The sequence below is a fragment of the Corynebacterium lipophilum genome, from assembly GCF_024102595.1.
Classification (GTDB): Bacteria; Actinomycetota; Actinomycetes; order Mycobacteriales; family Mycobacteriaceae; genus Corynebacterium; species Corynebacterium pseudogenitalium.
This window is the reverse complement of record NZ_JAEUWV010000017.1, coordinates 1-11,789: the sequence shown is the minus strand read 5'-3', so window position 1 is coordinate 11,789 and position 11,789 is coordinate 1. Positions and strand designations below refer to the sequence as shown.

General features: G+C 55.7%; 12 protein-coding genes. 3 read left to right on the top strand and 9 right to left on the bottom strand.

Annotated elements, in window-relative coordinates; genetic code table 11:
- Positions 1–24: 24 nt before the first annotated feature.
- Complete coding sequence (locus JMN37_RS09400; RefSeq protein ID WP_070362482.1) at positions 25–447, top strand: PaaI family thioesterase; 423 nt, start codon at positions 25–27, stop codon at positions 445–447.
- Here the strand turns inward: JMN37_RS09400 and JMN37_RS09395 are convergent.
- Positions 444–1,517: a magnesium and cobalt transport protein CorA gene (locus JMN37_RS09395; RefSeq protein WP_070362481.1), complete on the bottom strand. Its 1,074-nt coding sequence runs from the start codon at positions 1,515–1,517 to the stop codon at positions 444–446. The two genes, JMN37_RS09400 and JMN37_RS09395, sit on opposite strands and share 4 nt — an antisense overlap.
- A 142-nt stretch (positions 1,518–1,659) precedes the next feature.
- Positions 1,660–2,997, bottom strand: coding sequence for an NAD(P)/FAD-dependent oxidoreductase (locus JMN37_RS09390; RefSeq protein WP_070362480.1), 1,338 nt, complete (start codon positions 2,995–2,997; stop codon positions 1,660–1,662).
- Between the two features lie 135 nt (positions 2,998–3,132).
- Between JMN37_RS09390 and JMN37_RS09385 the strand changes: the two genes are divergently transcribed.
- Positions 3,133–4,461 carry an SAM-dependent methyltransferase gene (locus tag JMN37_RS09385; protein WP_145945246.1) on the top strand — a complete coding sequence of 443 codons (1,329 nt, stop codon included), beginning with the start codon at positions 3,133–3,135 and terminating at the stop codon, positions 4,459–4,461.
- Positions 4,462–4,588: 127 nt separating this feature from the next.
- Here the strand turns inward: JMN37_RS09385 and JMN37_RS09380 are convergent, their stop codons facing one another.
- Together JMN37_RS09380 and JMN37_RS09375 are read right to left on the bottom strand one after the other, a co-directional pair.
- Complete coding sequence (locus JMN37_RS09380; RefSeq protein ID WP_070477145.1) at positions 4,589–5,299, bottom strand: YceI family protein; 711 nt, start codon at positions 5,297–5,299, stop codon at positions 4,589–4,591.
- A 6-nt stretch (positions 5,300–5,305) separates the two neighbouring features.
- Positions 5,306–5,653, bottom strand: coding sequence for a hypothetical protein (locus tag JMN37_RS09375; protein WP_071572633.1), 348 nt, complete (start codon positions 5,651–5,653; stop codon positions 5,306–5,308).
- A 128-nt stretch (positions 5,654–5,781) separates the two neighbouring features.
- On the opposite strand from JMN37_RS09375, the gene JMN37_RS09370 reads away from it, so the two are divergent.
- On the top strand, positions 5,782–6,159 hold the full coding sequence (locus JMN37_RS09370; protein ID WP_070477143.1) for an RNA polymerase-binding protein RbpA: 378 nt from the start codon (positions 5,782–5,784) through the stop codon (positions 6,157–6,159).
- A 76-nt stretch (positions 6,160–6,235) separates the two neighbouring features.
- On the opposite strand, the gene JMN37_RS09365 is transcribed toward JMN37_RS09370, so the two are convergent.
- From JMN37_RS09365 to JMN37_RS09345, 5 genes are read right to left on the bottom strand one after another with little or no spacing between them, the layout of a single operon-like run.
- Complete coding sequence (locus tag JMN37_RS09365; RefSeq protein ID WP_083290780.1) at positions 6,236–7,108, bottom strand: polyprenol monophosphomannose synthase; 873 nt, start codon at positions 7,106–7,108, stop codon at positions 6,236–6,238.
- On the bottom strand, positions 7,062–8,690 hold the full coding sequence (lnt, locus tag JMN37_RS09360) for an apolipoprotein N-acyltransferase (protein ID WP_252931937.1): 1,629 nt from the start codon (positions 8,688–8,690) through the stop codon (positions 7,062–7,064). Before lnt ends, JMN37_RS09365 begins: the two co-directional genes overlap by 47 nt.
- The gene (locus JMN37_RS09355; protein WP_252931935.1) at positions 8,687–9,226 is read right to left on the bottom strand and encodes an FxsA family protein; all 540 of its coding nucleotides are present in this window, start codon (positions 9,224–9,226) and stop codon (positions 8,687–8,689) included. Before JMN37_RS09355 ends, lnt begins: the two co-directional genes overlap by 4 nt.
- Before the next feature lie 27 nt (positions 9,227–9,253).
- Entirely contained in the window at positions 9,254–10,468 is a 1,215-nt protein-coding gene (locus JMN37_RS09350) for a lipase family protein (RefSeq protein WP_071572631.1), read from the bottom strand.
- Positions 10,469–10,480: 12 nt separating this feature from the next.
- The gene (locus tag JMN37_RS09345; RefSeq protein WP_071572630.1) at positions 10,481–11,620 is read right to left on the bottom strand and encodes a M24 family metallopeptidase; all 1,140 of its coding nucleotides are present in this window, start codon (positions 11,618–11,620) and stop codon (positions 10,481–10,483) included.
- Positions 11,621–11,789: the final 169 nt, after the last annotated feature.

Sequence of the window (11,789 nt, the reverse complement as noted above, 5' to 3'; positions counted from 1 at the left end):
ACGCTGCTGAGAGGAAAGAACGGAATGAGTTTTCTATTCGAAAAAGTTGATCGCGAGCTCAACGAGGAAGAATTGCGGACCCTCAACGAATACAACAACGGTTACGCCAACACGATCGGAATGGTGATCACGGCGTGTAGCCCAGAGTGCGTAACTGCACATATAGACGTCGGACCCCAGCATCTTCAGCCTGCCGGGATCGTCAACGGGGGAGTCTATGCCGGTCTCGCAGAGACGGTAGGTTCCGTTGCAGCGATGGCGACAGCTGGCAGACCTGCTGTCGGCATGAACAACAACACCGACCTCCTACGAAGCGTCCGTGACGGGCGAATCGAAGCATCCGCGCGCCCAGTTCATGTCGGGCGGCGAACCCACCTCTGGCGCATCGAAATGCATCACGAAGGCAAGTTAGTGGCCCTGACGAATCTGAAGCTCCTCGTACCCTAAAGCCAGCGGTTCTTCCTGAACCACCAATACATCAGTGCCATGGTCAGGATCATTACGCCGAGCACCACCGGGTAGGAGTACTTCCAAGCCAATTCCGGCATATTCTCGAAATTCATGCCATAAACACCGGCAATCATGGTCGGGGCCGCAGCCATACCAACTACTGCAGATATCGTACGCATATCGGAGTTCTGTTGCATCGAAACCTTCGCAACCGAGGCGTCAAGCAGGGAGGAAAGGCGTTCATCGAAGCCTGAGAGGTGGTCACTCACGATCGTCGCGTTGTCCTGCACGTCACGGAAGTAAGATCTGAGCGCTTTCCGCATCAGATCACGGTTGTTGGTCAACCCATTCTTTAACGCCGGTGCAAGTGGATCGATCGCGTGGCGCATCTCCAAGATCTCACGTTTGTAGTTGTAAATCTTGTCAATGTTAATGTCTCGCCGAGGCGTAAACACTTCGTTTTCCAGCTCATCGACGTCGCGGCTCAGGTTGTCTGCGACCTTCAAATAGTTATCGACGATGTAGTCGGACACCACCCATGCGACGGCACTTGGGCCAAGCACCGCAAGCTCCTCCTCGCTCTCTAGTTTGCCAGTCAAATCAGGCAGTGGTGCGCCGTGCCGGATTGTGATCGCAAAGTTCGGACCGGTCACAATTTGGACTTCACCAGTGGAAATGATTTCACGGGCATCCGCAACTTCCTCATCGTCGCGGTAATACACCGAGCGCACGACCATGAACAGCTGCTCATCGTAGCGCTCAACCTTTGGCCTCTGGTGGGCATCGACTACGTCGTCAACGATCAGATCGTCAATGTCGAAAAACGACGAGATCTTCGTCATCTGCTCATCTGTCGGACCTTTCAACGAGACCCACACAAACGCGTTATCGTGCTCCCGTGCGACCTGCAGTGCCTGTGGAATCCGATAGTTGCCAGGGACGCGCTTGCCGTCGACAAATACTTTGCAAAAGTCGATCGAGCGTTCCAGAGGGACCTTCACCGGTATGCGCGATGGTTGAAGCGTGCTTTTCGACGACTTCCTCGACAACGGGATCCTTGGTGGCATAGTGGCCCCCTTTACTACCTGCGTCACGCCAATCAAGGGCGAGGGATATAACAACGCTCGAGATACTACGCCCTTCGAGAACGGAACACGAACGCGCCTCTCCAACCGTATACAAAGGGGAGAGGCGCGTCAGCAGAGTCATTTAGTTCTCTGAGTTTTCGGATTTCGCGTGGCGTTGGCCGGGTGTCGTCGGAAGGTTGTATCGCTTCGAGCTTAAAGCGTTGTAAACCCACGTCAACGCTGTGACAGTGCGGTTGCGCAGTCCAGTGAGGAATGAGACGTGGACGTAGAGCCACATCAACCAACCCAAGAATCCAGCGATTTCGACCTTGCCCATCTTCACGACAGCGTTAAAGCGAGTGACGATAGCCATCGATCCCTTGTCAAAGTAGGAGAATGGCTCGCGCTGTTCCGGCGTAATCTCGTCTTCAACCTGTGCCTTCAAGATCTTTCCGACATATTCACCGGACTGGATTGCAACCTGGGCGACGCCTGGCAAGCGGTCGCGGCTCATCATGTCGCCCACGATGAATACATTCGACAGTTCGCCAACGGACAGGTCGGCGTTCACCGGCACCTTGCCGTTACGTTCAGCCTCTACACCAGCTTGCTCGGCGACCTGCTTGCCCAGCGGGGAAGCCTGGACACCAGCAGACCAAATCTTCGTTGGAGTGTAGACAGTGGTCTCTTCGTCGGTCTTGGTGTTCTTGTACGTGACGCTCTCAGCGTCGACGTTAGTCACAATGGCATTTAAGATGACAGTAACGCCTGCCTTCTCCAACTCGCGCTGCGCCTTCCGGCCAAGACGCTTTCCAAATGGTGGCAGAACCTGTGGCATGCCGTCGATAAGAAGGATCTTGGTCTGATCTGGTGAGAACGAGTACTGGCCTCCAGCAAATGCGCGGTGCGCCAACTCGGCGATCTGTCCAGCGAGCTCAACACCAGTTGGACCGGCGCCGACGAGCACAAAAGTGAGCAGCCGTTCGCGTTCTTCAGCGGAAGTAGCTAGCTCAGCTTTCTCGAAGGCATCAAGAATGCGCGCGCGCACCTCGAGCGCGTCATCGGCTGTTTTCAAACCAGGTGCGAACTCCGCAAAGTGGTCGTTGCCGAAGTAGGACTGGCCTGCACCCGCTGCGAGGATCAATGAGTCGTAGGCATACTGTGACGACGCACCATCATCGGAAGCAGTGACGATCTGATTCGCGGTATCGATCTCGTCAACATTGCCGCGCACAACGCGAACGTTGTCCTGGCTTGCCAAAATCTGGCGAACCGAAGAGGCAATTTCGCCGACAGACAGAAGACCGGTCGCTACCTGATAGAGCAGAGGGGCGAAGATGAAGTGGTTTGTGCGGTTAATAATCGTAATGTCTACGTCTGCATCCGCGAGTGCATGAGCAGCGTTAATGCCACCAAACCCCGCACCTACGATCACGACGTGATGGCGGTTTCCAGCGGGGCGGTATGGTGTCTGAGTCATAAAAGTGTCGCTCCTTGGGAAAGCTGTTTGAATTTTCTTCCCTTTATAGTACGCCCATAATGTTAGAACGGTATGGTTTTGGAGATGAAGCGTCGAAAACTCCGCTGAAAGTTTGACCAAGTAAGGTGGGGAAGCGTGCCGATTCCTGAACCAGTACCAACGCATTTACACACTGTTGACGCCACAAAGTGGCCACGGCTAGTGCAGCCGTTGGATGGGTTTGCTCTGAAAACTCGCGCCAGGCTTGCAGAGGCCGAGTTTGCTCGAGCCTGTGACGCCGCGGGTGTGACGCTTTCTGGTGACGACGCCGACATTCTCGTGAACCATGAGCGGCTTTTTGAACGAATCGCGGCTGCTGGCTGGACAGGCCTGGCAGAGGGGTACATGGCAGGCGAGTGGTCAGTGACCTCATCGGATGTACTTGTTGAAGTCATTGCGAAGCTGCTGGGGCAGGGTTACGTACCCCGTCGTACATCGTGGAAGCCACGGCCGGAAACTGTTGGAGCGATGCTGCCGAGTTCTCTCGTACAGCACTTTTCGGGCGATCGTGTGAGTGCTTTCCAGGGTCATTTCGCTACAGGTGTCGCAACTACCGAGCGCAAACTGACCAAGTCCTACCCGGAGCAGCGTGCCAAACAGCGTGGCGCAAAGCGCCGCTATATCGATGTGACCACCTACGAAGCACCGCTCGATGCGGATCGAGCCGACTTGGGCGATATACAGGCGCGGAGCGCTCAGCAGTTGCTGGACCTAGTCGGTGCAGGGCGCGGTACGAGATTGCTCGAGTATCCGAACTCGGGAGGTGCTGTGGCTCTGGCCGCGATAGGGCGCGGAGTGGTGGTTGATACTCTCGCAATTAGCCATGACAGTGCCGCTCATCTTCGGGAATACCTCATTCTTAATGGCGCTGCGAACGATGTGCGCGTTGCCGTGGGCAAACTTGGTGACGCTCAATGGGCCCAGCAGCATGGGCCGTATGATGCAATCGTTTCATTTAGTCAGCTTGAATCATGCCCGAAACGCGATAAAGTGCAGTACCTTCGCGCGATGGACCGCATGCTACTTCCAGGCGGGCGTATCGGTGTGCAATCGGTGATGGCACGTCGCGTGCAATCAAAATCCGTGAACCGAGCGTGTCGGAGTGCGCTTCAGGTGCTTGGTGCGTATGTATGGCCAGGTATGGAGTATCAATATGAAGTCGATTTTCTGAAGCTAGTTGAACAGCAAACGCATCTCCAAGCGATCAGTATTAGCCGTGCGCCGGAACATCTTCGGTTGTCGATTCGTTTGCAGCGTCAAATGTTTGAAGGGCGGCTCCGTGAAGCCGCGGCCGATGGCTATGACGAAGTATTTCGCCGACTATGGCTCTGGCAGTTTGCGGTTCGCGAAGCAGTTGCATCCGTAGGGGGCTTGGATCTGGCGCAGGCGGTATTGGTACGGAAGCACCGGGGTGGGCGCCGATAAGAAGCAAGGGTCAAGTGTCTTAGTTGACATAATGTACATTATCGGACATTTACACAACTTTGCATATAGATAGCGAAGCCCGCCCAATAACGTAACGTGACGTAATTGGGCGGGTAATTCTGACAGTCTACTTGGTCATATTGAGGCGAATATTGAGTAGCCCGCTCTCGGCAATCTTCGCTGCGACAAATTCAGGCGTCTCAACGCCGTAGTCAGCTCTATCAAACGGTACATCGCCCGCGACGATGAGATGGCTGCCAGACAGGGCTACGTCAAAAGGTGCTGTGACGCGATTCGTCTCGCCATGGATGGTCAAGTCTCCGACCACGTTCACGGTTCCAGCGGAACCGTCTGATGGAACCTTGGATAGATCAATCGGCTCGGTGATCGTGAAGCTTGACGTCGGGTATTGATCCGTGTGAAGAATCTTCCGGCGTACGTTGTTGTCTCGAACATCGCTGTCTGTAGTTAAATTCGTCATGTCGACTACGATTTCGCCAGATTGCAGTACACCCGACTCAATATGTACTTCGCCTTCAACGCCTGTCGTCGATCCTGAGGTCGTCTTTGCTTCACCAGGAAGAACTTCATCGAACGTGAACCCAACGGACGTCGAGTTGACGCCAGGACGCTTTTGGATCTTCCAAACGCCGTTGATGTCAGTGTCCGCCGGTTTAAGTCGGTCTGTATCAATTCCTTCTGTCTTGACTCCACCGCCACCAAACATGTTGAGCAGCAATGGGATCATCGCGATTAGGACCGCGAGCACCGCAATTCCCGCAACAATGACCATCAAGAGCTTCTTCTTGCGGTCGCTGGGAGCTTGCACTTCCTTCATGGGTACTTACCTCAACTTCTCAACTGTTCGCGCTAATTCAATTAATTCGTCACACATGTTACGTAATTCATCCGGGTTTGCACCTTCATCCACCGCTGTCCGGATATCTTCCGCTGTACAACGCAAAACGAAAAGGTTGTCGCGGAGCATCGACACAGTTTCCGGTTTAAGGATGGCTGCCCCTTCATCAATCGCAGTGCCGGCTACAAAGTTACGCTGTTCATACGCGCGCTGCTTACATGACTGGCTGCAATATTTTCGGCGGCGTCCTCTTCCCTGCTGACGAGCCATTTCTTTGCCACACCACTGACACGTAGGCGATTCGCTCTTCGCGTACACATCACTTTCTGGCATACGGGTCAGCCTAATACACACCTTGAACGGAATGCATGTCCGGTTCAATACTGCGGGAACAAAATCTAAAAGGTGAACGTTATAATAGGGCGACTGCATTTAAATGTGTTTAGAAGGGACAATTGAGTATGGCTGATCGTGTTCTTCGCGGAAGTCGAATGGGCGCTGTGAGCTACGAGACGGACCGAGACCATGATCTCGCGCCTCGGCAGCAAGCGCGATACCGCACTCCGAACGGCGAGATTTTCGAAGTGCCGTTCGCAGATGATGCAGAGATTCCAGAGGAATGGATGTGCAAGAACGGCCAGCTCGGCACCCTTATGGAAGGCGAAGGCGTCGAGTCGAAGCCGACGAAGCCACCCCGTACTCACTGGGATATGCTTCGCGAACGCCGTACTATCGAAGAGCTCGACGTGCTGCTTGAAGAGCGCCTTGAACAGCTGCGGAAACGTCGTCGCGCTGCTGCGCGCTTGGCGAAAGAACAAGCAGCAGAAAACAAGAAGTAAGAGCTAGTTATAGCCCGAAGGCGAGAGGCCACATATTCTGTAGCTTCTCGCCTTTCGTCTAACTGTCAACGCGAAGTTACTTACGCTTCGAAGCGATGAATTCCTTGGCAACCTCTACGACGTTGCCCGCGAGCTGAGGCAGGTCGTTCGCCTTGCTCAGCAGCTCGTTTGCTTTAGAGCGCTTGGCCTCGTAGCTGAGCATTCGGAATCCCTCTTTCGCCATCTCCCGTGCGGTGCCAAACTTTTCGGTGGCACCCCACTTGGTGACTTCCCAGAGAGAAGTTGTCGCGAAGCTTGCGTCTAGCTTAGATTCGCCCAACGTGCGGTCCTCGAATGTAATCGGTACTTCGCGAACGTCGAAACCGGCAAGCTCGGCCTTGTGCGCCATATCGACCTGGAAAATATAGCCCTTGTTGGACAACTCCTGGAGATCGATGGTCTCGAGGACTTCGCGTCGAAAAGCGCGGTAACCTGCGGTCATGTCGCGAACATCGCCACCCAGCGCAAGGGAAACATAGGCGTTTCCCAGCTTGGAAAGCAAGTAGCGCTGCTTCGGCCAATTTTTAACTTCCCCGCCGTCCACATACCGCGAACCGATTACGACGTCTGCGCCGCTTTCGATCTCCTCCAACAAGCGGTGAAGCTCCTCAGGTGCATGCGAGCCATCGGCGTCCATCTGGCAGATAACCTCATAGTCACGCTCGAGTCCCCAGTTGAAACCGTCGCGGTACGCGGCGAGTAGCCCTTCCTTGCCAGCACGGTGCAAGACGTGCAGGCGATCATTCGCTTCTGCCAGTTCGTCGGCCTTCTGCCCCGTTCCGTCAGGAGAATTGTCGTCGACAATAAGGATGTCTACATCATCGTTTGCATCGAAAACCCGGCCAACAATGAGGGGAAGATTCTCAATCTCGTTGTACGTCGGGATGATCACTAATGTCGAATTCGCCACGGTGGCTGCTCCTTTTCCAGCAACGTTTCTCGCCGTTGTTCAAATGTTGTCTAGCATACTCCCTGGGTCGGCGGACTGCTGCACCGAGTATGAGCATGAACCCAAGCCAAACGAACGCAGCCTCGAGGTAGTCCCCAAAACGCACAGCAAATGTCCGCGTTGTATGTAGTGGCAGGCGTTCAATCAGGTGGTTAGCTTCAAATATAGAAGTTTCTTGGCTCACCGTTCCATCAGGGTGCACGATTGCTGACACACCTGAAGTAGCTGCAACAACCACTGCCCTATCCGTTTCAATGGCACGCAGCCTGCTCATCGCCAGCTGCTGATAGGTCATATCGCTAAACCCGAAAGTCGCGTTGTTCGTCGGTGTAGCGAGAATTTGCGCACCATTATTAATTGCCATCCGGTACGCCGGGTCTTCTGCCACTTCATAGCATGTGGCAACCCCAACAGGGATGCCTCCCATGTGGACGACACCTGGGCCATTGCCGGGCTTGAAATCGCTGGCGAGGTCCACGAGGTCCGTGATTTTCCGGAAGAAGTCGCGCATTGGCATGTACTCGCCAAACGGCTGCAAAAAGCGTTTATGATGCGTCTCGCCTGGCCCTGTTTCCGGGTCAAACACGACCATCGTGTTGCGCGCACCGACCTCGTCGCGCGTCAGCGTCCCCACCAGCACCGGTGCCCCTACTGCGCTAACAGCGCGTTCGATTGACGACGCCGCCAAAGGATCTTGAAACGGGTTCACGTCCGACGAGTTCTCCGGCCAAATAACGAGGTCAAGCTTTTCACCTTGTTTTTGGGCATCATTCGCTGCGCGAACAGTTTCATCGACGTGATTTTGTAACACGGCTCTGCGCTGAGCGTTGAAGTCAAGCCCGAGGCGCGGCACATTGCCTTGAATCGCTGCGACCAGTATGGAGTTGCCCTGTGCCGTCTGAGCCTCTGTCCCGTCGCCATCGAAACTCGGGCTGATAAGTCCTCCGAGCCCGATCGGGAGCGCGAAACCTAACGCAGCTACCCTGCGGGTTCTCCCACGCGTGATGAGAAACGTCACGAGGCTTACACCAGCGAGACAGGCGGCGAGAGAAACTAGCGCTGGACCACCAATTGAAGATAGCCACACCAGAGGCCCATTGACCTGCCCCCATGCCAGCCGGACCCAGGAAAATCCGCCGAATGGAAGCGACGAGCGGAGGAACTCCACCGCGATATACACAAATGGAAAAGCAAGGAACCCATACTGGCAACGGGCAATGCGGACGCCAACCGCGCCAGTGATAAGCGCTGAGAGCGCCAGCGTGATAGCGAGCGCCACGTAGGGCATCGCGCCGACGAATGCTCCGATCCAGGGCAGGAGGATCAAGTAGCACGTGGCGGCATGGGCAAACCCGAGCAAGCAGCCAAATGCTGCACTTGGCGATGGCTTCGCTGCTGTAGCAAAACGTTGCCACGGCATCAGAGCGAGGTAGAACGCACCAACGCCGAGTACTGCGAGGAACCAGTACCCGAACGGCTCATAGGAGAACGCAACCGCAACGCCGGAAAGTACCGCGAGGACAAGTCGGAGTGACGCATTCACGACCGTGGTCCCTCTTCCCCACCTTCTGATCGGCGTTTGTGCTCTTCGTAGAGCCAGTCTTCAATTTCATCCGTGTCAATGACGGGGTGCTCATCGTCGCTGGCCCCACGCTCAGGAGTTGGCCGCGTGAACGAGCCGTAGGAAGCAGAGTTTCGGGACATCGGCGTCGATTCGTACATCCTGATTCCAACATTTTCCAAGCGTTGCCGCAGAGAGCGTGAAAGGTGGTTTCGGAGTATCGAGCGAGTAGGGCTGAAGACCAAGAAGAACCCCAGGATTGAAGAAACGAAGCCCGGGATAATGCAAAAAGCCCAGCCAACCATGAGAAGCGCAGAGTCGCCTGCTAGCTTCCCTACAGATGTTTTGCCACGTGCCGCCTTTGCGAGTTCGCCGCGGAGCGTGAGCGTCGCCAGTGCACCGCCTAGCACCATCAGCGCGAAGATTGCCAGCAAAGCCCAGCCAACGCCGATTGACTTCGCGACAAGGAAAAACGCCAGCGCTTCTACGAGGAAATACGTCAAAATGTAGATTGGCATGCCGACCATCTTAGCCGGACTACACGGTTACTTGCCTGAGGATTCTAGCTGGCTTAATAGCCACAGGACGTCCTTTCGGAGGTGCTGGAAGTATGGGGCGAAGTGGTTGATGCCAGTTCTTCCCGGAAGCTTGGGAAGTTTTCGCATTTGAACGGGTCTATCCCACCTCTCCCCTAGTTCGGCGACCACTTGCCACGGGACGATGTCGTCGTGCTTACTGCCCCACAGTCTGAGTGGGATATCGAGTGGTGTACGAGTACCTAATGCTTGATCGTCGAGCGCTGCGGCTGTTTTCGGAAGATCCTCGAGGAGCGTAGACATTGGGATACCTGCTGCCGTCCAGTGTACGGTGCTTGCCCAAGCATGTCGGAGGACCGCGCCCACTGCACAGATGTTCGCATCAAGGATGACAGCGGACATACCAACGGGGCTGAGGTGGGGCATCAGCTCTTCCGTGATCTCTGGGTCGGATGCTAGAAGGGCGGCGACTGCGTAAAGAATCATGATGGACGGAAGCGTCCCATCGATGCGGTCGAGCATCGCAAGCAGATCTGCAGGTGGTGCTCCGACGACTGCGGCACGCAGATGTAGTTCCGGCGCGTACTCGGGTTGCTCTAACCATGAAGCTGCGGCGCCCCCGCCCTGAGAAAAACCCCAGAGACCAAGCTTTTCGACGCTGCAGCCTAGGCCTACGCTGGCGCGAACTGCATCGGCGAGTGCGTGGGCTGCTGCGCGGTGGAAGCAATAGAGCTGCACATTGTCTTCGGGATCTCGTGGATAGTCCGTCAACACGACATTCGCTCCCGCGGCGAGCAACATGTTGATCGCAGGCTGCTCGTAGGCAGCGATAAGGTCCAGTGGTTTGCGTCGAAGTCGAAGTCCCACTGTGCAGGAGTAAGAAGGGTCACATGCCGGGGCAACGCCTTGGGTGGAGGGGGCGAACGCGACGGTTGGACGCTGTCCATTGCCATGCCAGGGACGCTTGCTGAGGAACACCGCGCCGGTAGCAGACATCACGCGTTCCCGCTCGTCGGTCGTGGTGTATTCAATTCTGAATGCGTTGGCACGATTGAGCCTGTACTGCAGCCCTATAGGACGAATCGGCGTTGCTTGCAACAATGTGCCAGGAGGAGCGCCGACTGCCCAGGTTGCTTTGCCATACTCCGCATCCGTGATCGGATGTGAATGCGTGAGGTCAACGCTAAGCGGCAGCAGTGTGCGAAGAGTTAAGCCGAACTCCATGTATGTGCTTTCCTAGATCTTCGGAGTGTCTCGCGGGTGGGGCTGCAAAGTCTTTGGCCTGGTGTTCAGCGCGTGTGCACCGTCTGCCTGAAGATGCACTATGTCCTCGATACGCATTCCCCAGCTGCCTGGTTTGTAAATTCCTGGTTCGATGGAAAAGACCATTCCTTCATCTAGGACGAGATCATTGCCGGTGACCAGGAACGGCGGTTCGTGGCCAGCCAACCCAATGCCGTGCCCGATTCGGTGCGTAAACCACTCGCCGTACCCGTGCTCGGAGATAATGTTCCTCGCAACCGCGTCGAGCTCTTCTGCTCGCATTCCAGGCCGAGCGGCGTCGCAAGCTGCCTGTTGCGCTTGCAAAAGCACTTTGTAGGCATCGAGCTGCTCTTGGCTACCCGGTGCTCCTTCGACAAGATACGTTCGCGTGCAGTCGGAGTGGTAGCCGCTCGCGATCGTCCCTCCGATATCGACGACGACGATGTCCCCTGCTTCAATGATTCGATCGGAGAAGTCGTGATGAGGGTTTGCGCCGTTGGGGCCAGAACCGACGATGATGAAGTCTACTGCGGTGTGCTCCTCCAGGATCGCCGTGTGCAGTGCGTCGGCCACAGCGCGCTCGGTAATACCTGGGGTAAGTAGCGAGGGAACGAGGGCATGAACGCGGTCGATTGCTTCGGCGGCCTGAGCCAATTGCGCAATCTCGTCATCATCCTTGACCATAAACAGACTAGACAATGCGTCCTGCGCAAGACAGGTCTTGAATGGGTATCGCTGCAAAGCCAGCACGTGATCCGCGGTGAGCGTGCTGCCCAGGCCAATGATCGGAGGCGTTGCGCTGTCGGCAGGCGATGCGATGAGTTTATAAACAATTTCATAGGGGTCTTCGCCATCGCGCCACCCAATGGGGATGAGCGCCGGGTCGTCTGAGGGGAAGGAGCCAGCGTCGGTGCTGGGGAGGACAACGGTAGCGTTTCCTTCATCGGTGAGCACGATAGCGGAGAGCCTCTCGTGCGTATCGATTTGTGTACCGGTCAGGTATTCAAATTCCGGGCCAGGGCCGATGATCACGGCGCGCAGGTGATTTGCCGCAAGAAATTTGCAGGCTGCTGCGCGTCGACGTTCAAATGTATCGCTTCCGAAGAAAGTCATACGCCCATCGTAGGCGCACTAGTACTCGCACTAGTTCCCGATTGCTATGTCCATAGGGTTTTTGGACACGGAGTCCGGTGTCTTTTTGGACACGGAATCCATGGTGTTCTTGGGCACTTCTAGCGGCTTACGGTTGCAGCCTGCGTTTCGGCCGGGGCTTGGATAATTT

Coding starts and splice junctions, on each gene's coding strand:
- JMN37_RS09345 (WP_071572630.1), bottom strand. CDS start 11,620: ATGACTTTCTTCGGAAGCGATACATTTGAACGTCGACGCGCAGCAGCC.
- JMN37_RS09400 (WP_070362482.1), top strand. CDS start 25: ATGAGTTTTCTATTCGAAAAAGTTGATCGCGAGCTCAACGAGGAAGAA.
- JMN37_RS09355 (WP_252931935.1), bottom strand. CDS start 9,226: ATGCCAATCTACATTTTGACGTATTTCCTCGTAGAAGCGCTGGCGTTT.
- JMN37_RS09380 (WP_070477145.1), bottom strand. CDS start 5,299: ATGAAGGAAGTGCAAGCTCCCAGCGACCGCAAGAAGAAGCTCTTGATG.
- JMN37_RS09375 (WP_071572633.1), bottom strand. CDS start 5,653: ATGCCAGAAAGTGATGTGTACGCGAAGAGCGAATCGCCTACGTGTCAG.
- JMN37_RS09350 (WP_071572631.1), bottom strand. CDS start 10,468: ATGGAGTTCGGCTTAACTCTTCGCACACTGCTGCCGCTTAGCGTTGAC.
- JMN37_RS09390 (WP_070362480.1), bottom strand. CDS start 2,997: ATGACTCAGACACCATACCGCCCCGCTGGAAACCGCCATCACGTCGTG.
- JMN37_RS09395 (WP_070362481.1), bottom strand. CDS start 1,517: ATGCCACCAAGGATCCCGTTGTCGAGGAAGTCGTCGAAAAGCACGCTT.
- JMN37_RS09370 (WP_070477143.1), top strand. CDS start 5,782: ATGGCTGATCGTGTTCTTCGCGGAAGTCGAATGGGCGCTGTGAGCTAC.